This is a genomic window from Streptomyces sp. NPDC048417, from assembly GCF_040651615.1.
Classification (GTDB): domain Bacteria; phylum Actinomycetota; class Actinomycetes; order Streptomycetales; family Streptomycetaceae; genus Streptomyces.
This window is the reverse complement of the sequence record NZ_JBEZKI010000006.1, coordinates 277,150-296,284: the sequence shown is the minus strand read 5'-3', so window position 1 is coordinate 296,284 and position 19,135 is coordinate 277,150. Positions and strand designations below refer to the sequence as shown.

The 19,135-nt window shown below is 72.1% G+C and carries 22 protein-coding genes and 1 riboswitch; of the genes, 16 read left to right on the top strand and 6 right to left on the bottom strand.

Annotated features, from left to right (window positions below; translation table 11 throughout):
- The first annotated feature begins 166 nt into the window (after positions 1–166).
- Together AB0D59_RS12395 and AB0D59_RS12390 are read left to right on the top strand one after the other, a co-directional pair.
- Positions 167–1,267: an LLM class flavin-dependent oxidoreductase gene (locus tag AB0D59_RS12395; protein WP_362564086.1), complete on the top strand. Its 1,101-nt coding sequence runs from the start codon at positions 167–169 to the stop codon at positions 1,265–1,267.
- Complete coding sequence (locus AB0D59_RS12390) at positions 1,264–2,664, top strand: NtaA/DmoA family FMN-dependent monooxygenase (RefSeq protein WP_362564085.1); 1,401 nt, start codon at positions 1,264–1,266, stop codon at positions 2,662–2,664. Before AB0D59_RS12395 ends, AB0D59_RS12390 begins: the two co-directional genes overlap by 4 nt.
- Here AB0D59_RS12390 and AB0D59_RS12385 read toward each other — a convergent pair.
- The 3 genes from AB0D59_RS12385 to egtA all read right to left on the bottom strand — a co-directional run bounded on the left by AB0D59_RS12385 (position 2,565) and on the right by egtA (position 4,909).
- Positions 2,565–2,936, bottom strand: a complete 372-nt coding sequence (locus AB0D59_RS12385; protein WP_362564187.1) for a hypothetical protein — start codon at positions 2,934–2,936, stop codon at positions 2,565–2,567. The two genes, AB0D59_RS12390 and AB0D59_RS12385, sit on opposite strands and share 100 nt — an antisense overlap.
- A gap of 107 nt (positions 2,937–3,043) precedes the next feature.
- Complete coding sequence (locus AB0D59_RS12380; protein WP_362564084.1) at positions 3,044–3,442, bottom strand: alcohol dehydrogenase catalytic domain-containing protein; 399 nt, start codon at positions 3,440–3,442, stop codon at positions 3,044–3,046.
- Positions 3,443–3,616: 174 nt separating this feature from the next.
- Complete coding sequence (gene egtA / locus AB0D59_RS12375) at positions 3,617–4,909, bottom strand: ergothioneine biosynthesis glutamate--cysteine ligase EgtA (RefSeq protein ID WP_362564083.1); 1,293 nt, start codon at positions 4,907–4,909, stop codon at positions 3,617–3,619.
- 359 nt (positions 4,910–5,268) lie between these two features.
- Here egtA and AB0D59_RS12370 point away from each other — a divergent pair, with 359 nt between their 5' ends.
- Entirely contained in the window at positions 5,269–6,090 is an 822-nt protein-coding gene (locus AB0D59_RS12370; protein ID WP_362564185.1) for a DUF1684 domain-containing protein, read from the top strand.
- A 209-nt stretch (positions 6,091–6,299) separates the two neighbouring features.
- On the opposite strand, the gene AB0D59_RS12365 is transcribed toward AB0D59_RS12370, so the two are convergent.
- Positions 6,300–7,115, bottom strand: coding sequence for a DUF427 domain-containing protein (locus tag AB0D59_RS12365; protein WP_362564081.1), 816 nt, complete (start codon positions 7,113–7,115; stop codon positions 6,300–6,302).
- A 458-nt stretch (positions 7,116–7,573) separates the two neighbouring features.
- A riboswitch (SAM riboswitch) is annotated at positions 7,574–7,687 on the top strand.
- Here AB0D59_RS12365 and AB0D59_RS12360 point away from each other — a divergent pair.
- The 7 genes from AB0D59_RS12360 (at position 7,666) to AB0D59_RS12330 (ending at position 14,765) form a co-directional block, all read left to right on the top strand.
- On the top strand, positions 7,666–7,839 hold the full coding sequence (locus AB0D59_RS12360; RefSeq protein ID WP_362564080.1) for a putative leader peptide: 174 nt from the start codon (positions 7,666–7,668) through the stop codon (positions 7,837–7,839). (Overlaps the previous riboswitch by 22 nt.)
- 236 nt (positions 7,840–8,075) lie before the next feature.
- Positions 8,076–9,695 (top strand): ABC transporter substrate-binding protein, encoded by a 1,620-nt coding sequence (locus AB0D59_RS12355; RefSeq protein ID WP_362564078.1) that lies wholly within the window; start codon positions 8,076–8,078, stop codon positions 9,693–9,695.
- A 3-nt stretch (positions 9,696–9,698) separates the two neighbouring features.
- Entirely contained in the window at positions 9,699–10,658 is a 960-nt protein-coding gene (locus tag AB0D59_RS12350) for an ABC transporter permease (protein ID WP_362564077.1), read from the top strand.
- Positions 10,655–11,578, top strand: a complete 924-nt coding sequence (locus AB0D59_RS12345; protein ID WP_362564076.1) for an ABC transporter permease — start codon at positions 10,655–10,657, stop codon at positions 11,576–11,578. The genes AB0D59_RS12350 and AB0D59_RS12345 overlap by 4 nt, the downstream gene beginning before the upstream one ends.
- Positions 11,575–13,275, top strand: coding sequence for an ABC transporter ATP-binding protein (locus AB0D59_RS12340; protein ID WP_362564075.1), 1,701 nt, complete (start codon positions 11,575–11,577; stop codon positions 13,273–13,275). Before AB0D59_RS12345 ends, AB0D59_RS12340 begins: the two co-directional genes overlap by 4 nt.
- Before the next feature lie 13 nt (positions 13,276–13,288).
- On the top strand, positions 13,289–14,329 hold the full coding sequence (locus tag AB0D59_RS12335; protein WP_362564073.1) for an LLM class flavin-dependent oxidoreductase: 1,041 nt from the start codon (positions 13,289–13,291) through the stop codon (positions 14,327–14,329).
- Positions 14,330–14,402: 73 nt separating this feature from the next.
- Entirely contained in the window at positions 14,403–14,765 is a 363-nt protein-coding gene (locus AB0D59_RS12330; RefSeq protein ID WP_362564072.1) for a hypothetical protein, read from the top strand.
- Here AB0D59_RS12330 and AB0D59_RS12325 read toward each other — a convergent pair.
- Positions 14,705–15,457 carry an SDR family oxidoreductase gene (locus tag AB0D59_RS12325; RefSeq protein ID WP_362564070.1) on the bottom strand — a complete coding sequence of 251 codons (753 nt, stop codon included), beginning with the start codon at positions 15,455–15,457 and terminating at the stop codon, positions 14,705–14,707. The two genes, AB0D59_RS12330 and AB0D59_RS12325, sit on opposite strands and share 61 nt — an antisense overlap.
- Positions 15,458–15,596: 139 nt before the next feature.
- Here AB0D59_RS12325 and AB0D59_RS12320 point away from each other — a divergent pair, with 139 nt between their 5' ends.
- Entirely contained in the window at positions 15,597–16,100 is a 504-nt protein-coding gene (locus AB0D59_RS12320) for a MarR family winged helix-turn-helix transcriptional regulator (RefSeq protein ID WP_362564069.1), read from the top strand.
- Between the two features lie 35 nt (positions 16,101–16,135).
- Here the strand turns inward: AB0D59_RS12320 and AB0D59_RS12315 are convergent, their stop codons facing one another.
- A complete protein-coding gene (locus AB0D59_RS12315; RefSeq protein ID WP_362564067.1) occupies positions 16,136–16,324 on the bottom strand; it encodes a hypothetical protein in 189 nt (62 codons plus the stop codon).
- A 40-nt stretch (positions 16,325–16,364) separates the two neighbouring features.
- Between AB0D59_RS12315 and AB0D59_RS12310 the strand changes: the two genes are divergently transcribed.
- The 5 genes from AB0D59_RS12310 to AB0D59_RS12290 all read left to right on the top strand — a co-directional run bounded on the left by AB0D59_RS12310 (position 16,365) and on the right by AB0D59_RS12290 (position 19,130).
- Entirely contained in the window at positions 16,365–16,787 is a 423-nt protein-coding gene (locus AB0D59_RS12310; protein WP_362564066.1) for a hypothetical protein, read from the top strand.
- Between the two features lie 280 nt (positions 16,788–17,067).
- Positions 17,068–17,748 (top strand): HemK2/MTQ2 family protein methyltransferase, encoded by a 681-nt coding sequence (locus tag AB0D59_RS12305; RefSeq protein WP_362564183.1) that lies wholly within the window; start codon positions 17,068–17,070, stop codon positions 17,746–17,748.
- Positions 17,729–17,941 (top strand): CDGSH iron-sulfur domain-containing protein, encoded by a 213-nt coding sequence (locus AB0D59_RS12300; protein ID WP_362564065.1) that lies wholly within the window; start codon positions 17,729–17,731, stop codon positions 17,939–17,941. Before AB0D59_RS12305 ends, AB0D59_RS12300 begins: the two co-directional genes overlap by 20 nt.
- Positions 17,938–18,954: an iron-containing redox enzyme family protein gene (locus AB0D59_RS12295; protein WP_362564063.1), complete on the top strand. Its 1,017-nt coding sequence runs from the start codon at positions 17,938–17,940 to the stop codon at positions 18,952–18,954. The genes AB0D59_RS12300 and AB0D59_RS12295 overlap by 4 nt, the downstream gene beginning before the upstream one ends.
- A complete protein-coding gene (locus tag AB0D59_RS12290) occupies positions 18,951–19,130 on the top strand; it encodes a hypothetical protein (RefSeq protein ID WP_362564061.1) in 180 nt (59 codons plus the stop codon). The genes AB0D59_RS12295 and AB0D59_RS12290 overlap by 4 nt, the downstream gene beginning before the upstream one ends.
- Positions 19,131–19,135 lie beyond the last annotated feature (5 nt).

Genomic DNA, 19,135 nt, shown 5'->3' with positions numbered 1-19,135 from the left:
TCCACGCCCGGTCCCGGGCGCCGTCGTCACACCCGACACCTCTCGGCGTCGCCACGCCCTGCTCGCACGTCGTGGCCTCGTCCGCCTCTCGTCCGCTGCCGTCGCCCGGCTCGCTCGTCGTGGCCGTGCGGCCGCGAGTTCCCGTGTTTCCCGGAAGGAACGTCCATTGTCCGGCCCCGCCCTGCACCTCGCCGTCGAGATCGACGGTGACGGCGCCCACCCCGCGGCCTGGCGCCGCGCCGCCCACTCACCCGACCAGCTGCTCACCCCGCGCCGGGTGGCCGCGCTCGCCGCCGTCGCCGAGAACGCCGGGTTCACCCTGATCACCCTGGACGACGGGGTGCTGCCGCCCGGTGCCGGGCCGGATCCCGTCGGCCGTATCGGGGCGGTGGAGCGGGCGGCGTTCGTCGCCGCGTCCACGACCACGATCGGGATCGCGCCCGTCGTCCCGGTCACGTATGCCGAACCCTTCCATGTCTCCGGCCAGTTGGCGTCCCTGGACCACATCTCCGCAGGCCGCGCTGGGTGGGTGGTAACCGAGGAGAGCCACCCTGAGGCGGCCCGGGTGTGGGGGCGCCCTCCGGTCGCCGACGCGGCCGGGCGGGCCCGGGAGTCCCGGGACGGGGTGGAGGTGGTCCGCGCCCTGTGGGACTCGTGGGAGGACGACGCGGTCATCCGGTCCGTGGCCACGAGCCGCTACCTCGACCGCGAGCGGCTGCACTACGTCGACTTCACCGGGGACACCTACGCCGTCAAGGGCCCGGCGATCGTGCCGCGCCCGCCGCAGGGGCAGCTCGTCGTCCTGGGCCGGGCGGACCGGGTGCCCGCCGCGCGGCTCGACGTCGCCCTGGTCCAGGGCCGCGACCCGGCGTCGGTCGCCACGGCAGCCGCCGGCGCCGGTACGCCCCGTGTTTTCGCCGAGGTCGAGGTGGCGCTGGACACGCCGGACGCGACCGGCGCCGAGCGCGTCGCCGACCTGGAACGCCATGCGCCGTGGGACGACCGCGGGCGGCTGCGGCACGTCGGCTCGGCGGACGGACTGGTGGCTGTTCTCGACGAGTTGAGCCGTCACGTCCACGGGGTGCGGCTGCATCCCCTGGTACTGGACGAGGATCTGCCCGTCCTCTCCCGCCTCGTCCTGCCGACCCTGTCCGCACGGCGCCTCGTCGCCCGCCCGCTGCCCGGCACGTCCCTGCGCTCGACCCTGGGTCTGGAGCGCCCCGCCAACCGTTTCGCGGCCGCGGCCGTCCAGGAGGAGACCCGATGACCCGCACCGACCCCCTCGACGTCCCCCGGCCGGACGCCGAGCTGCATTTCGGCGTGTTCTTCCAGGGCGTCAACCACTGGACCATCTGGTCCGCCCCCGACAGCGGCTCGCAGATCGACCCCGCCTCCTTCCGGCGGGTCGCCCAGACCGCCGAACGGGGCCTGTTCGACGCGTTCTTCCTCGGTGAGGGACTGCGGCTGCGCGAGGTCGACGGCAGGATCCACGATCTCGACGTGGCCGGACGGCCGGACGCCGTCACCCAGCTCGCGGCGCTGGCCGCGGTCACCCGCCGGATCGGCCTGGTCTCCACCTCCAACTCCACCTTCAACGAGCCGGCGGACCTCGCCCGCCGCCTCTCGGGCCTCGACCTTCTCTCCGAAGGCCGCGCCGGCTGGAACGTGGTGACCACCGACAACGCCTGGACCGGCGCCAACTTCCGCCGCGGCGGCTACCTCGACCACGCCGACCGCTACCGGCGCGCCGAGGAGTTCCTCACCGTGGCCCGCGCCCTGTGGGACGGCTGGGACGATCAAGCGGTCGCCACGTCCGTGGCCGCGCCCGCCTGGTCGGTGCCCGGTGCCGTGCGCCAAGTTCGCCACCGGGGGCCGCAGTTCGACGTCGACCTCGCCCCCACCCTGCCGCGCAGCGCCCAGGGCCACCCGGTGATCTTCCAGGCGGGTGACTCCGGCGAGGGGCGCGACTTCGCCGCCCGCAACGCCGACGTCATCTTCTCCGCGCACGGCAACGACTTCGACGACGCGCTGGCCTTCGCCGAGGACATCCGGCGCCGGCTGCGGGCGGTCGGGCGGCCCGACGACGACCTGCGGATCCTGCCCGGCACCGAGATCATCATCGGCGCCACCGAGGAGGAGGCCCAGGAGAAGAAGCGCTGGATCCGGCTCCAGCAGGTCACGCCCGCCACGGCGCTGGGGATCGCCGGGCTGCTGTGGGGCATCGACCTGTCCGACCGCGACGCCGACGGCCCGCTGCCCGCGGAAGAGCCGGTCGTCGCCGAGAACGACGGCTCCTTCGGGGCGCGGCGCATCGCCGACCCGCGCACGGTGGTGGCCGAATGGCGGGCGAAGGCGGCGGCGCACGGCTGGTCGCTGCGCGAGACCGTCATCGCGCTCGGTCCGCAGCGTGGGCACGTCGGCACGCCGTCCGGCCTGGCCGACAAGTTCGCGCGGTTCGTGCGGCACGGCGCGGTCGACGGCTTCAACGTCACGCCGTATCTCATCCCCGACGGCCTCGACGACATCGTCGACCTGCTCGTCCCGGAGCTGCAGGAACGCGGCGTCTACCGCACCGGGTACACCGGCAGCACACTGCGCGAACACCTCGGTCTGCGGCCACCCCTCACCCACCGCTCCGCACTGGAGCAACAGCAGGCCGGCTGAACACGTCTCCCCCGTCGCAACGGACCGGCACCGGCTCCTCGCTCGCCGGTGCGACGGGGGAACGCGCCGCCCGGCTCAGCCCGCTCCGCGCCCCGTGAACGCAGGCCGGCGTGGCGCACCGGACCGCCGACGGGGTCCAGCACCAGGTCCACCCCGCGCCCGGCGGTGGCCTCCCGGACCGCGTCCTCGAAGTCCTCCCGGACAAACAGCGCGTCGTAGCCCAGTTCGGCGGCCAGCTGTGTCTTCGTCGCGGAGCCGACGGTGCCGAACACCCGGGCGGCGCCGCGCGCTCGCGCGATCCGCGCCGCGGCCGAACCGACTCCGCCGGCCGCCGCGTGGATCAGGACCGTCTCACCCTCGTGCAGCCGCCCCGCGTCCGTCAGCACCCCGTAGGCCGTCGGATAGACGCATGGCACCCCGGCCGCGTGCGCGAGCGGAAGCGCAACCACCGGCCGGACGAGTCCGCGTCGACGACGGCGAACTCCGCGTATCCGCCGAAGCCCGGAAGGTAGGCCGCGACCTGTTCGCCGACAGCCGGTCCCGCCGCCCCGCTGCCGAGCGCGGCCACCGTGCCGGAGACTTCCAGCCCGGGCACGTCGTAGCCGCCGGGGCCGTCGGGCTCGCCGAACTCGCCCCGTCGGTGCTGCACCTCGGCGAAGTTCACGCCGGCGTACGCGACCTCGATCAGCACCTGTCCCGGGCCCGGCCGCGGGGTCGGCACCTGGATCTCCTCCAGGACCTCCGGTCCGCCGTTCGACTTGAATCCGTATGCACGCACGTGGCGTCCTTCTCCACTCGATCGATGCGCAGGCCCGAGGCCATCCCGCGGAGCGCCGTCGGCCCATCCCCCCGACTTACCGTCCCCGCAGGCGTCCTGACGACCTGAAACCTTTCTGCGGCAACGGCACGGAGCGCGGCGTCATTCCGCCCGGGGGCGCCGAGATCGTCCGGGTCACCGCCGGGCCCGGCGCCGTGGGGACGCGTCCCGGTCGCGCTGCCGGTCGAGCACGTCGTCGGCCGGGCAGCGGCCGCGGCGGACGTAGCGGTCGGTGTGGGCGGCGACGGCGTCCATGACCCTGGTGCTCGCGCCCAGCCGGGGCAGGGCGTCCAGTGCCGCGGCGAAGCAGGTCACGGCGGCGCGCTTCAGCTCCGGGTCGGCAAGCCCGTGGCACGCCGCGTCGGTCCACAGCGGATTGTGCGGTGCCGGGGCCCCGGCGGCCCGCTCGGCCAGGGGCTCCACCGCCCGGTTCGCGATCACCGCGGCACCGGGGTCGTCGAACAGGGCCGTGACCACGGCGAGCGGCACGATCCACCCGTCGTCGCCGGGCTGTGCGTCGATCATGCGCAGTTCCAGGTGCCCGCGCGGCCTGACGGGCGGAAACAGTGTGCTGATGTGGTAGTCGAGGTCCGCGTGGGTCGGCGGGCGCATGGTGCGCGAGCGGGTCCACTCGCGGAAGCTCACTCCGTCCGGCACCTCCCAGGGACCGTCCCGCCGTACGCACATCACCGGTGCGTCGAGGACCCGCCGGACCCAGGCGCGCCGCGGGTCGGGTACCAGGGAGGGCCCGCCGGCCCGTCCCGGATCGAGTTCCGCCCACATCAGCTGCCGCGTGGACAGCCAGCCCGTGGCGCGGCCCTTGGCCATGGGCGAGTTCGCGAACGCCGCGACCAGGACCGCGCCCAGGTGGTGTGCCAGCCACCAGCGGCGCGCGAACCCCATGACGCCGGGTTCCTCCCGTCCGGCGTCGAGGCACACCTGGACGGAGGCCGAGGTACACATCAGGGTTCGTCCCGCCGGACCCGTACGGTCGAGGCAGGCCTCCATGGCGTCGTAGCGCCGCTCCCGCAGGAACCGTCGAGGCGGCAGCCAGGGATCGACGCCCATCCCGGCCAGTGTCAGACCGCGCTCGCGCAGCGCGGTACGCACGGCCGCAAGATCGGCCGAGACCTCCGAGACGCACTGGGCCAGCGACGGTGCCGGCCGGGAACTCAGCTCCACCTGACCGCCGGGCTCGACGCTCAGCCCGGACGTCAGCGGCAGGGTCCGCAGTACGGCGTGGGCCGCTTCCAGGTCTTCCCGGCCCACGCTGTCGTGCGGTACACGCTCCCGGTGGACGAGCCACTCCACCTCGACCCCGACGCTGCGCGGCGGGCCCGTCTTGAAGCAGACTCCCTCGACCAGCGCCTCCGCCTCGTGTTCGCTGACAGCAGGACCGTCAGCGCCGCACTCCGGTGAAACCGACATCCGCGAGCCTCCTGAGCCGCCTCAGGGCCGTCGGGGCTCCGACGTCCGCTGCGCGTACCGCTGTGCCTGCTGCCAGGGTCCGCCGTCCTGCCCTGTCATGACAAGAGCGCACTTTCCAGACGACCGGGCATGCGGCGACCCGCAACGGACGACCCGGGAGGTCCCGGGCCACCCTCAGCCCGTCTGGGCCCATGACCGGTCGTCCCGGCGTACCTTGCGCAGGATGCGCGACGGAGCAACTGCTCGTCCGGTCGATGGGCTGGCGGCCCTTGGCCAGGAACGACTCGGCCCTGGCGGGATGATCCGTGCAGGCGCGGCTGTTGCACGAAGGACAGGACATGCAGCGGGAGGGAGCCGACATGACCGTCCAGGACGTCGACCGGATGAGCTTCGTACAGGAGTGGGAGGAGTGGCACCGGCAGAAGGAGGCGGTGCTGGCCGGCCCGCACGGGTTCCTCGCGATCACCGGCCTCCACTGGCTCAGCGACGAGCCCACCCGGTTCGAGGACGCGCCCGGTGCCTGGTCGAGCACCGCCGACGGCGTGGTCGTGGAGTTGGACGAGGGCGAGGAGGTGGCCATCGACGAGCAGATCGTGCACGGCCGCCACGACTTCGGCGTCCTCGCCGAACGCGCCAGTGTGTACGTCAGCTGGGGCGACGCGGTGATCGAGGTCGCCAAACGCGGCGGACACGACATCGTGCGCCCCCGCCACCCCGGCAACGCGCTGCGTACGGCGTTCACCGGGACACCTGCCTACGAGCCCGACGCACGCTGGGTGCTCTCCGGCCGCTTCCTGCCCTTCGACACCCCGCGCCCGGTGACGGTCGGTGCCGCCGTCGAGGGTCTGGAGCATGTCTACGACTCCCCCGGCCAGGTCGAGTTCGAACTGGAGGGCACTGCGCACCGGCTCACCGCGTTCAGCGGCCGGACGCCCGGAGCCCTGATGGTGCTGTTCACCGACAGGACCTCCGGTGTGACCACCTACGCGGCGAACCGCTCCCTCCAGATCCCCGCCCCCGACGCCGAGGGCAGGGTGACGATCGACTTCAACCGCGCCGCCAACCTGCCCTGCGCCTACACGGACCTGGCCACCTGCCCGCTGCCGCCGACCGAGAACCGCCTGCCGGTCGGGATCGAGACGGGCGAGAAGATCCCGCTGGAGCGCGGCGGACGCCCCTGACGGGACGCGCGTCTCCCGGCCCCCCCGCCGCCGTAGCCGTGGTCCGCGGTCGGCGGCGGGGGCTGTCCGCGGGTGCCGGCCGCCGCGATCCCGTGGTCCGGGCGGCGGCAGCGCCGGGCCCGGTTGTCCGGTGACGCCACCGGCCGTGGCGGTGTGGCCGACCGTGGACCGGCGCACCCCGTCGAGACGGATGCGGCGGTCGTCTCCCGTCAGGTGTGCTGTTGCTCCGAGAGCGCCTTGGTGAAGTGGGTGACGGGGCGCGCCACCCGTTCCCCGTCGAGGGTGATGTCGACCGCCTCGTTGTAGAAGGCGAGGAGCCCCTGGACGGCACCGACCGCGGGCAGCGGGTCCGGGTAGCTCCAGACGACGTTGGGCGGGACGTCGGCCGCAGCGCGCCACGACCAGTACTCGGCGGTGCCCTTGTAGGGGCAGCCGGTGTGATGGTCGGTGGCTTCGAGCAGGTCGAGGCGGACGTCCTCGCGCGGGACGTAGTAGCGGGTGGGCAGACCGGTCTCGAAGAGCAGGACCGGCCGGCGGGTGTCCGCGACGACCGTGCCGTCGATCTCGACCACCAGGTGACGGCTGCTGGGGATGGCGTCCACCCGCTTGTGCGGGTCACGGGGGTGGATGAAGATCTCTTCCTCCTCCTCGTACCAGTGGTCCAGGCCCCGCCCGACACGCCGGAACCACTCGAAGGCGATGTGATCGGCCAGGTCGGCGGCCGGGAAGGTCCAGGCGGCGTTCTCCAGCAGTTCGCCGTCGACCTCGACGTCGTAGAAGATCTGCGAGCCCGTGTGCGTACCGGTCGGCGGGTTCTTGGCGGGGCGGAGGAGTTCCTCGCGCACCTCCGCGCGCGGGAACGCGTACAGCGGTACGGGAACACCGGGCTCCCAGACGAGGACGGGGTGGCGGCTGTCGACGACCGTGACGTCACTCTTACGGCCGCGCACCCAGCGTTCGCTCGGCTCCCACAGGAGCCCCTCGGGGGTGGTCCGCACGGTCTGCGCGGTGGGGAATGGGGACATGACCGGCTCTCCTTCGGCTTGCTCAAGCGGTGACTTCGGCTTGCTCACGCGCTGAGTTCGGCGACGTAGGGACGGTTCTCCGGCCAGGCCGCTGGCTGCTCGGGGCGGCCGAAGACCCGTGGGTACTCCACTGGCACGCTCCCACACCGAGACGGGTTCGAAGGCGGCACGAGTCTCCCGCGCCCGTTGCCGGATCCACTTCGAGGAGAAGGAGCTGAACTGAAAAGAGCGAGTGGTCAGCGACAGGTCTGGGCGAACTGGTCGGCGCGGCGGCCCGCCCAGAACGGGTCGAGCGGCACGGCGCGTGCCTGACCTGCGGTCTCCATGGCCGGATCAAAGCACACGGCACAAGGTGCGTCCACCATGCGTCCCGGCACGTGAGACGGTCGCGTCTTCTCAAACCGCCAGTCCGGGTGCGGCATTGACGTACGCCAAAACCGATCCGTACGATCGCCAACGGCATTGAGTGTCAGCGTCAAGCCCTGGCTCGCTGACCGGCAACCCTCCCGCGCGGTGGGGTGCTCCAGGTGAAAGCCCGGCGGGATCACCGATGACTCCCGCAAGCGCGTGCCCCCGTGACCGGGGCCGGAGACGAGGAGGGACCGGCATGCGACACAGCGATGACCCGGCTGCCTCCCCCGCCGACGCCACGGCGTACTCCCGGCTCTCGCGTCGGCGTCACATCGATCTGAAGCGCTCGACCAGCTGCCTCTGTCGGCTCTGACCGGTCCGCCTGCCGCCGGCTGACCTCCGTCACCGGCCACGGCCCCTTCGCGCCGCCCTTCCCCTCGCCACCGGTCCCCGGTGTCGTCCACGTGCCCTCCGTTCGCCTTCCGTCTGCACAGCGCTTCCCCCGGCCGGCGCCGATCCGGCGGGGGCCGCACGCCCCTGCACGGCCGTGCCTCGCGCCCCGCAGCCCGGCACCCCGTGCCGGGTGCCACGAGTAGGAGAAAGCCCTCCGTGACTGCACTCCCGGATTTCAGACCCTCCCGATGGGCGCCCCTGGCCGCGCTCCTGACCACCAGCGTCCTGCTGACCGCGTGCGGTTCGGGCGACGACGGCTCCGGCGGCGGAAGCGGCCAGGCGAAGTCCGGCGGCACCCTGACCTTCGCGGTGGGCTCCGACGCCGGCTGCGTGGATCCGCAGCAGGTCGGCAGCAACGACACCATCTACTCGGTGCGCCAGATCGTGGACTCCCTGACCGACCAGGACCCGAAGACCGGCAAGATCGTGCCGTGGCTCGCCAAGAGCTGGGACATCAGCACCGACGCGACGACGTTCACCTTCCATCTGCGGTCGGGGGTCACCTTCAGCGACGGGTCCAAGCTGACCGCGCAGGTGGTCAAGGACAACTTCGACGCGGTGCCGGACCTCGGCGCCCTGGGCACCCTCGCCGAGGGCTATCTGAGCGGTGTCAAGAGCACCAGCGTGATCGACCCGCTCACCGTCAAGGTGGCCTTCAAGCAGCCCAACGCCCAGTTCCTGCAGGCGACTTCGACCCACTCGCTGGGCATCGAGTCGTCGGCGAGCGTGCGGAAGTCCCCGCAGCAGAAGTGCAGTGACGGCGTGGTCGGCTCCGGGCCGTTCGTGCTGAAGCAGTACGTGCAGAACCAGTCGGTCACCCTGGCCAGGCGAACCGGGTACGGCTGGGGTTCCTCGCTGTGGTCGAAGAAGGGCGAGGCCTACCTGGACAAGCTGGTGTTCAAGGTCGTGCCCGAGGCGGGGGTGCGGGCCGGCAGTCTCCAGTCCGGGCAGGTGGACGTGATCAGCAGCGTCGGCAAGGCCAACGAGGCGGCGCTCAAGGGCGGCCAGGTCGCCCTCCGGAGCCGGGCCAACCCCGGCGTGGTGTTCGGTCTGGGACTCAACAACTCGCGGCCCCTGCTGAAGGACGCGAAGGTGCGCCAGGCGATCCTGGCCGCCGTCGACCGCAAGCAGATCGCGGACACCGTCTTCCCGACCGGCACCCAGCCGGCGACCAGCATCCTGGCGCACACCACGCCCGACTACACCGACCTCTCCACTGACCTCGCCTTCGACGCGGCCAAGGCCAAGTCCCTGCTGGACGAGGCCGGTTGGAAGTCCGGCGGCGACGGAGTCCGCACCAAGGGCGGTAAGAAGCTGAGCCTGACCATCAGCTGGTTCCCCAACGCGGCCACCAACCAGCCCGCGCTGGAGCTGGTCCAGCAGCAGCTCAAGGCCGTCGGGATCGACGTGGTGCTCAAGCAGCTCCCGGTCACCCAGTTCGCCACCACGCTCCAGTCGGGTGACTTCGACGTGGTGTGGGGGAACACGACCCGCGCCGACCCGGACATCCTGCGCAGCTCCTTCTCCACCCAGCTGGCCAACTTCTACCACCTGCCCGCCAGTTCGCTGGACACGGCACTGTCCTCGCAGGCCGCGACCACGGACACCGCGAAGCGCAGGCAGCTGGTCGCTCAGGCGCAGCGGCTGCTCGTGCAGAACGCGTACGACGTGCCGGTGGTGGAGCTCCAGACCCAGCTCGGCGTCTCGAACAAGGTGCACGACCTCACATTCGACTCCGGCAGCCGCGTCCAGCTGCACGACACCTGGATCGGCTAGCGGATGCGCCGCTATGTGATCAAACGGCTGGCGCAGGCGGTCGGGGTGCTGTGGGCGGCCTACACGGTGTCGTTCCTGGTGCTCGACTTCCTGCCGGGTGACCCGGTCTCCGCGATGGCCGGGGCCGGGATGGACTCGGGGCAGGTCGATCCGGCCCAACTCGCCGAGTTGCGGCACGAGTACGGCTTCGACAAGCCCGTGCTGGTGCAGTACGCGGAGTATCTGGGCCGGGCGGTGCGCGGGGACTTCGGCGACGCGGTCTCCACCGGCCGCCCCGTGACCACCACGCTGGCCGACGCGCTGCCGCAGACGCTCCAGCTGACCGGTGCCGCGCTGCTGCTGGCGATGGTGCTCGGCGGCGGCCTCGCGGTGGTGGCGACGTACACCTCGCAGCGGTGGCTGCGGCAGCTGCTGCTGTCGCTGCCCCCGCTGGGGGTGTCGGTTCCGACGTTCTGGGTGGGTCTGCTGCTCGTGGAGGCGTTCTCGTTCCGGCTGCACTGGTTCCCGGCGTTCGGCAACGACGGGCTGAAGGGATTGGTGCTGCCTGCGCTCACGCTGGCGATCCCGACCGGCGCGCAGGTCGCGCAGGTGCTGGCCAAGAGCCTGCTGACCGCACTGGACCAGGCCTATGTGGAGACCGCGCGGGCCAAGGGCGCCGGCCGGTGGCGGGTGCATCTGCGGCACGCGCTGCGCAACGCCTCGCTGCCGGCGCTGACGGTCGTGGGCCTGCTGGTCGGGCAGTTGATCGCCGGTTCGGTGGTGGTAGAGACGGTGTTCTCCCGCGACGGTCTGGGCCGGGTGACCGCGGCGGCGGTCACTACCCAGGACATCCCGCTGGTCCAGGGAGTGGTGGTGTTCGGGGCGCTGATCTTCGTGGCGACGAACCTGCTCGTCGACCTCGTCTATCCGCTGCTGGACCCGCGGATCGTGGTGGCCTCGGACAGGAAGGCGAGCTTCGCATGAGTCAGAGCCTTGTCGACGACCAGGCCGAGGCCGCCCTCGGCCTCGCCCGGCCGGTCGAGACGGGACCTCCCGCACAACCCGGACGGCCCGCCGACATCCGCCGGGTGCTCCGCTTCCTGCTGCGCCGCCCCGGTCTGCTGCTGTCCGCCGTCGTCCTCGTGCTGGTGGTGCTGGCCGCCTTCTGGCCGGGTCTGTTCACCTCGCAGGACCCGCTGACGGGGGTGCCGTCCCAGAACTTCCGCGGCCCGAGCGGCAGTCACTGGTTCGGCACGGACGAACTGGGCCGCGACGTCTTCTCCCGCGTGGTGCACGGCGCCCAGCTCTCCCTCAAGGCCACGCTGATCGCGGTCCTGGTCGCGTTCGTGGTCGGCGGTCTGCTCGGCGTGGTCGCCGGGTTCGTGGGCCGCTGGGTGGACGACGTGCTGATGCGCTTCGTCGACGTGCTCCTCTCCATCCCCGCGCTGTTCCTGTCGCTGGCCCTGGTCACCGCGCTCGGGTACGGGACGGTGAAGGTGGCCGTCGCGGTCGGCATCGCCAGCGTCGCCTCCTTCGCCCGGGTGGCGCGGGCCGAGGTGCTGCGGGTGCGGCAGGCGGTGTTCGTCGAGGCGTCCCGCTCCTGCGGGACCCGCTGGTACGCGGTCCTCGGCCGGCACGTCCTGCCCAACGCAGCGGGCCCGGTGATCGTCCTGGCCACGCTGGACTTCGGCTCCTCGATCCTGGCCGTGTCGGCGCTGAGCTTCCTCGGCTACGGCGCGCCGCCGCCCGCCCCGGAGTGGGGGACGTTGATCTCCGACGGCCGCAACTACCTGGCCAACGCCTGGTGGCTGACCGCGCTGCCCGGGCTGGCGATCGCCGCGACCGTGCTGGCCACCAACCGCATCGCCAGGGCGCTGGACGGCGAATGGGCGCGGCAGCGATGACCGACGACGCACACGAGAACGGTGCCGCACGCGAGAACGGTGAGAACGTGACCACACCACTCCTGGAGATCCGCGGCCTGTCCGTGTCCTACCGCACCCGGAGCGGTACGGTCCCGGCCGTACGAGGCGTGGACCTCGACGTATGGCCGGGGCAGGTGACCGCCGTGGTCGGCGAGTCCGGCTCCGGCAAGAGCACCACCGCGCACGCCGTCACCCGGCTGCTGGCGGCGAACGGCACCATCGACGCGGGTACGGTCCGCTTCGGCCGGCACGACCTGGCCACGCTGTCGGAGGCGGAGCTGCGTACCGTGCGGGGCGCGCAGATCGGGCTGGTCCCGCAGGATCCGACGGTCTCGCTCAACCCGGTCGAGCGGATCGGCGACCAGGTCGCCGAGGTGCTGCGCATCCACGGCCTGGCGACCCGTCGGGCGGCGGCCGCCGAGGCGGTCGCCGTCCTGGACCGGGCCGGACTGCCCGACGCGGCCGTCCGGGCCCGGCAGTACCCGCACGAGCTGTCCGGCGGCATGCGGCAACGGGCCCTGATCGCCGTCGCCATCGCCGCGAACCCCCGGCTGATCATCGCCGACGAGCCGACCAGCGCGCTCGACGTCACCGTGCAGCGGGTCATCCTCGACCATCTCCAGCACCTCACTGAGGAGTCGGGCACCGCGATCCTGCTCGTCACCCACGACCTCGGGGTGGCCGCCGACCGGGCCCAGCGCCTGGTGGTCATGGAGCAGGGCAAGGTGGTCGAGGCGGGCGAGACCCGTGCCGTCCTCGCCGACCCGCAGCACGAGTACACCCGGCGGCTGCTGGCCGCCGCCCCGAGCCTGACCACGGCCCGCCCCCGTACCCCGGTCCCCACCGCCCCGGCCGACACGGCGACTCCCCTGGTCGAGGCACGCAACCTGGTCAAGGAGTTCAGGCTGCCGCGCGCCGGCGGCGAGGCCCGGACCCTGCGCGCGGTCGACGACGTCAGCCTCACCCTGCGGCGCGGCCAGACCCTCGCCCTGGTCGGGGAGTCGGGATCGGGCAAGTCCACCACCGCCCGGCTGGTGCTGCGCCTGGCCGAGGCGACCTCCGGGCAGGTGCTGTTCGACGGCACCGACGTCACCACCGCCAAGGGCGCCGAGGTCCGGCAGCTGCGCCGGCGCGCCCAGCTCGTCTACCAGAACCCCTACGCCTCGCTCGACCCGCGCTTCTCCATCGGCGAGGTGGTCACCGAGCCGCTGCGGGCGTTCAAGGTCGGCGACCGCGCCGCCCGGCTCGACCGCGCCCGCGAACTCCTCGACCGGGTCGCGCTGCCGGCCTCGACGCTGGAGCGGCGCCCGGCGGAGCTGTCGGGCGGACAGCGCCAGCGGGTGGCCATCGCGCGTGCCCTGGCCCTCTCCCCCGACCTGGTGGTGTGCGACGAACCCGTCTCCGCGCTCGACGTGTCCGTCCAGGCCCAGGTCCTGGACCTGCTGGCCGAGTTGCAGGCGGACACCGGCGTGGCGTACCTGTTCATCTCCCACGACCTGGCCGTCGTACGGCAGATCGCGCACCAGGTCGCCGTCATGCGGGCCGGACGGGTCGTCGAGACGGGACCGCCGGGGGACCTGTTCTCCGAGCCCCGTCACGCGTACACCCGCGAGCTGCTGGCGGCGATCCCGGGCGGGCGTGTCCCCGCCCCCGCCGCCGAGACCACCACGAGCTGAGGACCGGCGACCCATGACCACTCCGACCATCACCTCACTGGCCTTCCTGACCCCCGGCAACTTCGCGGACGACGACCCGTATCCGGGTCTGGAGGAGACCCTCCGGCTGTTCGAGTACGGCGAGCGGCTCGGCTACGACGGCGCCTGGATCCGGCAGCGCCACCTCGAACACGGCGTCGGCTCGGCGGCCGTGTTCCTCGCGGCGGCCGGGCAGCGGACCGAACGGATCGAGCTCGGTACCGCGGTCATCCCGATCGGTTACGAGAGCCCGTTCCGGCTCGCCGAGGACCTGGCGCTGGCCGACGTGCTCTCCCGGGGCCGGCTCCAGATCGGATTCAGCACCGGCATGCCGCACGCCGACCTGCTCGGCGACCTGGTGTACGACGGCGACTGGCGCGGCTTCGACCTGTCGTACGGCAGGATCGCCCGGGTCGTGCAGAACCTGGGCGGTGAGTACCTCGGCGGCCCGGACACGGTCATCCACTCGCCGGGCAACGTCCAGCGGCCCCGTCTGCAACCGCACAACCCCGGTCTGGCGCGGCGCATCTGGTACGGCGGCGGGAGCCTGCGCTCGGTGCGCTGGGCCGCCGGGCAGGGCCTGGGTCTGCTGTCCGGCAACATCGTCACCGGCGAGCAAACCGACGACTTCACCACGGCCCAGCTGAACCTGCTCGCCGAGTACCGGCGCACCCTGCCCGCGGACCGGGCGCCGCGCGTGGCCCTGGGCCGGGTGATCGTGCCCCTCGACAGCGCCGACGCGGCCACCCGGGCCCGCTACCGGGCCTACGCGGCGAGCCGCCACGAGCGCACCCTCGCGCCCCAGGGCCCGAAGCGCATCCTGTTCGCCCCGGACGTGGTGGGGACCTCGGAGCAGATCCTGGAGCGGCTGACCGCCGACCCGGTGCTCGCCGGGGTCGCCGAACTGCGCCTGGAGCTGCCGTACGAGTTCCACCGGGAGGAGTACGAGCAGATCCTCCACGACGTACGGCACCTCGTCGCGCCCGAGCTGGGCTGGCGGCCCGTCGCGTCGGCGGTTCGGGAGGCGGCCCGTTGAGTGCCGTCCGGCCGGTCGACGGCGGGCGCCGCCGCCTGTTATCCGGCTGGGCGACCGCGGCAACAGGCGGGCCGTGCAGTACTTCTGCGACGCCCCGCACACCAACCGACCACGGACGCTCTACGACGCCGGCAGCCTCCGGGGCCGGCAGCAGCTGTTCGGTGCTCCCGTGCTGGACGCGAACGGCATGCTGGAGGCGCCGGGGATCCACGTCCGCGACCACAGGGGTGATCCCGTCGGCGGCGAGCGCGACTGCGGCGAGGTCGGTGCGGGCCAGGCCGGTGACCAGGTGCCCGCGGGCCGTCAGATGTCGGGCGAGAGTGCCACCGACGTAGCCGGTGGCACCGATCACGAAGACGTTCACCACACCCTTCCTCAACCGGGCAGTGTGCTGAGTTCGCCGCCGTCGGCGAACAGGATGGAGCCGTTGACGTAGCTGCTTGCCGGGCCGACCAGGAACGAGACGACGCCGGCGATCTCGCTCGGGTCGCCCGCCCGGCCGCGCGCGTTGGTCCTGTCCAGGACCGCGGTGTGCTCGCCGAGCATCGCCGAGGTGCCCTCCGTGTGCACGGGACCAGGAGACACGGCGTTGACCCGCACGCCGGACGCGCCGAACTCGGTGGCCCAGTACCGGGCGAGGATCTCCACACCGGCCTTGGAGGCACCGTAGGCCGCGCCGACCGGCGCCGGCATACGCGCCGCACTCGACCCGACCAGCACGATCGACCCCTGTCCGCGCCGGACCATGCCGGGCGCCAGCGCGCCGACCAGCAGGAACGGGGCCCGCGTGTTGACCGCGATGTGCCGGTCGAAACTCGCGGCGTCGGTGGCGGGGGTCGGCGCGAACTCGTACAGGCCCGCGTTGCTCACCAGGATGTCCACGTCGCCGGCGCGCGAGGCCAGGTTCAGGGTGTCCTCGGCGTCGGTGAGATCGGCGGAGATGAAACGGGCGGTGCCGCCCTCGTGCGCGATCTCCTTCACCAGGGCCTCACCCCGGGCCTGGTCCCGCCCGTGCACCACGACCTCGGCCCCCTGCCGGGCCAGGCTCTGCGCGACGGCCTTGCCGATACCCGACGTCGCTCCGGTGACCAGTGCGGTACTGCCCCGCAAGGCGGTGCTGATGTTCATCGCGGTCTCTTTCGTCGTTGTCATGACGCTTCAGCGGGCGGATCACACGCAGAGCGCCCTCTCCTCAACAACTATGCACAGCAGATGTTCTGTCTGCAAGAACATCTGATTGGCAGCGCTTGGGTGCTAGATTGGACGGGTGAGCGCAGCGACTTCCGAAAACAACAAGCCGCGCGGCAAGGTCGAAGACCTGGCGCTGGAGACCGACCTGGGCTGGGCGATCCGCATGGTCTCCGCCGCATTCCGCCGCGTCGCCACCGAATCCGTCTCCGAACTGCCCGGAGGACCACGCGGCTACCTCGTACTGGTCGCCCTGGCCGGTGGCGAACCGCCCTCACAACTCGCTCTCGCCAAAGAGGTCAGCCTGGACCGCACCGTGATGACCTACCTGCTCGACGACCTCGAAGCACACGGACTCATCACCCGAAGGCCCGACCCTCGCGACCGACGTGCACGCCAGGTCCTCATCACCGACACCGGGCGCGCCAGCCTCAAGCAGGTACGACACGGCCTGTCCGCCGCCGAAGCACGCCTCCTCGCCGATCTGGGCGACCAGGACGCCGACCAGCTGCGCACCCTCCTCTCCCGCGTCGCACAGACCGCCCAGCGAGAGCCGATCACCCCTGAAGAAGCGGACTGCTGAGAGAAAGCCCCCACACCTCCCCCTCGCGCACCGCGTCAGTCCATGCGGCGGCGGTCCTCCGTGCTCCAGGCGCGGGTGTCACGGGGCGGGAGGCAGGGCTCTTCGCCCTTCCGGCGTCCGCCGACGACGGCACCCTGGCGGGCCAGGGCCGGGAAGAGCGACTGGACCCCGCAGTACGTCAACGCCGCGCTCGGCCTGGACTTGGCCCGTGGCGGCGCTGCCATCTCTTCCGCAGAGGCCCGGGAGCTCGCCTAGGCTGCCACGGTGGGGTTTGAGTTGCGGGAACGGTGGGGCGCACAGCCGTTGTGGGCGAGATGGGTTCTCGCGGTGTACTTGATCGGCCTCACCGAGGGCACGGGTTCTCACATCGCAGATCTGGTTCGTGGCGGCATCCACGCGTATGCGTCGTGGCCTCAGGTCCCTCTGCAGGTGTTCTTCGTCAGCTTGGTGATCCTCGATCCGCTGGCTGCCGTGCTGGTGGGGCTTGTGCGACGGGAAGGAATCTGGGTGGCGAATGCCGTGATGGTGATGGACGTCAGCGCGAACTGGTGGGGCAACCGGCACTGGCTGCGGGATGACCCCGCACAGCTCCTCTGGCTGTTGCCCATCACTCTGTTCTGCCTGTTCGTCGTCGCGTTCGCGGTCCCCTTGCATCGCACGGTCGCGGCACTGGCGAAGATCTTGTGACTGTGCCCGTACTGCGGGAGCGAACTGTCACGATGTCAGTCGTGCGGTTCGCGAACCCTTGAGACGTTTCTTCCTCATGTGGCTGCGGCGCCCGGATGATCACAGAAGTGTCCGTTGTGCCGTGTGAGGTCCGTTTCGCCGGGCACTCGGAGCAGTGACGTATTGGTCGGGTATGCCCTACGGGGCTCGCCCGTGAGGCGCCCCCTCGCATTGAGCCACCCGCCGGGTGCGTCCGGTGACACGCTCGGGGCGCGGGCTGCGAGGTGTACGCGTGATCGACATGACGACCCAGGATCACAGCGGAGTCGGCTCGGTGCCGGCCTCCTGGGGGGTGTACACCCCCCAGCACGACACCCTGCTGCTGGCCCAGGCTCTGGGCCGGGAGCACATCGGCGCCGGAGCCGCCGTCCTCGACGTGGGGACCGGTGCCGGGGCTCTCGCCCTGGTCGCGGCCCGGCGGGGTGCCCGCGTCACCGCCGTCGACAGGGCCTACCGGGCGGTCCTCGCCACCCGGCTCAACGCCAGACTCGCCCGCCTGTCCGTCGAAGTCCTCCACGGTGACCTGTTCGGCCCGGTCGTAGGCCGCCGGTTCGACCTCGTCGTGAGCAATCCGCCCTACGTCCCGACACCCGAGGCCGTCCTGCGCCGCCACCGTGCCGCGGTGGCGTGGGACGCGGGTGTCGACGGACGCCTCCTGCTGGACCGGATATGCCGCCGTGTGCACACCTCGCTGCGTCCCGGCGGTGTACTGCTGCTCGTGCACTCCGCCCTGTGCGGCATCGCACCGACCCTGGCCTGTCTGGAGCGGTCAGGACTCGCAGCCCGGGTGACCGACCGACGTCTCGTGCCCTTTGGCCCCGTGCTCCGCTCGCGAGGGGCGTGGCTGCGGGAGCAGGGGCTCGTCGACGCCGACGAGGAGAAGGAAGAGCTGGTGATCATCCGTGCCGAACGGACGCGCTGAACCACCGCGCCGCGTCACGCTGACGCGCGACGGGCCGATCCTCGTCGAAGGACCGGTCGAAGTGGTGCTCGAGGACGGGAGGACCGTGTGCTCGGACCGTTTCACGGTCGCGCTCTGCGTCTGCCGGCGCAGCCGGGCCTATCCCTGGTGCGACACCAGCCATCGTGCCCGGGAGAAGAGGCGGACCGCATGACCAGCACCGCGGCGATCGCCCACGATCGCGCCACCGGCCCCGCGCTGCCGCGGAGCAGGGGCGAACTCTCCCGCACCGTTCGCCAGTCCCTGACCCGTCCCGCCGGGACACCGCTGCCGCGGCAGGTGACGGCGGCGCACGCGGACCCGTACGGGGACGATCTGCAACTGGCGCTCTACCTCTGCTACGAACTCCACTACCGAGGCTTCGCCGGCGTCGACCCCGAGTGGGAGTGGGAGCCTGGCCTGCTGCGGCTGCGGGCGGAGATGGAGCACCGCTTCCTGTCCGCGCTCCGCGCCGACGCCGGCCCACCCAGAAAGGCGGAAGAGGCGCTGGCGGAACTTCTCGTGGAACCCGTCGACGGCGACGGGCCCTCCCCGTTCCTCAAGGAACGAGGAGAGTTGTGGCAGTTCCGCGAGTACGCGGCCCAACGCTCCCTCTATCACCTGAAGGAAGCCGATCCGCACGCCTGGGTCATCCCGCGTCTTGCGGGACGCGCGAAGGCTGCGATGGTCGCCGTGGAGTACGACGAGTTCGGCGCCGGACGGCCGGAGCGCATCCACGCGCAGCTGTTCGCCGACCTGATGGCCGACCTCGGCCTGGACACCGCGTACGGACGCTATGTCGACTCGGCCGGCGCGGAGATGCTGACGACGGTCAACCTCATGTCCCTGTTCGGACTCCACCGTGCGCTGCGCGGGGCGCTGGTGGGTCACTTCGCGGCCGTGGAGACCACCTCGTCGCCCGGTTCCCGACGCCTCGCCCAGGGCCTTCTGCGAGTCGGCGCGGGCCCCGCGGCCGTCCACTTCTACGCGGAGCACGTGGAGGCCGACGCGGTCCACGAGCAGATCGTCCGCCGGGACGTCGTCGGCGGTCTCCTGGAAGCCGAGCCCTTCCTCGACGAGGACATCGCCTTCGGCGTCGACGCCACCCAATGGTCCGAGAACCGGCTCGGCAACCACCTCCTCACCGCATGGGAAGACGGCCGTACCTCACTGCGCACACCGCTGTGACACCCGTCGACGTCCATCCGTTGGTCACCGTTCTCGCGGTGCTGGTCGGCGAGGCGCTCCTCGGCATCATCGGCGCCCTCGTCGCCATCCCGGCGGCCGTCGCCGTCGGACTGGTCCTCGACGAGTACGTCTTCCCCAAGAAGGAACGGCAGTCAGCTGACCTCGTGTCTCCGTGAACCCT

Bases quoted from the DNA above. Each gene is read 5' to 3' on its own strand.
- AB0D59_RS12370 (WP_362564185.1), top strand. From the start codon at position 5,269: ATGACCGTCCAGGACGTCGACCGGATGAGCTTCGTACAGGAGTGGGAG.
- AB0D59_RS12365 (WP_362564081.1), bottom strand. From the start codon at position 7,115: ATGTCCCCATTCCCCACCGCGCAGACCGTGCGGACCACCCCCGAGGGG.
- AB0D59_RS12360 (WP_362564080.1), top strand. From the start codon at position 7,666: ATGACTCCCGCAAGCGCGTGCCCCCGTGACCGGGGCCGGAGACGAGGA.
- AB0D59_RS12340 (WP_362564075.1), top strand. From the start codon at position 11,575: ATGACCGACGACGCACACGAGAACGGTGCCGCACGCGAGAACGGTGAG.
- AB0D59_RS12295 (WP_362564063.1), top strand. From the start codon at position 17,938: ATGACCAGCACCGCGGCGATCGCCCACGATCGCGCCACCGGCCCCGCG.
- AB0D59_RS12335 (WP_362564073.1), top strand. From the start codon at position 13,289: ATGACCACTCCGACCATCACCTCACTGGCCTTCCTGACCCCCGGCAAC.
- AB0D59_RS12390 (WP_362564085.1), top strand. From the start codon at position 1,264: ATGACCCGCACCGACCCCCTCGACGTCCCCCGGCCGGACGCCGAGCTG.
- AB0D59_RS12325 (WP_362564070.1), bottom strand. From the start codon at position 15,457: ATGAACATCAGCACCGCCTTGCGGGGCAGTACCGCACTGGTCACCGGA.
- AB0D59_RS12315 (WP_362564067.1), bottom strand. From the start codon at position 16,324: ATGGCAGCGCCGCCACGGGCCAAGTCCAGGCCGAGCGCGGCGTTGACG.
- egtA (WP_362564083.1), bottom strand. From the start codon at position 4,909: ATGTCGGTTTCACCGGAGTGCGGCGCTGACGGTCCTGCTGTCAGCGAA.
- AB0D59_RS12305 (WP_362564183.1), top strand. From the start codon at position 17,068: ATGACGACCCAGGATCACAGCGGAGTCGGCTCGGTGCCGGCCTCCTGG.
- AB0D59_RS12345 (WP_362564076.1), top strand. From the start codon at position 10,655: ATGAGTCAGAGCCTTGTCGACGACCAGGCCGAGGCCGCCCTCGGCCTC.
- AB0D59_RS12350 (WP_362564077.1), top strand. From the start codon at position 9,699: ATGCGCCGCTATGTGATCAAACGGCTGGCGCAGGCGGTCGGGGTGCTG.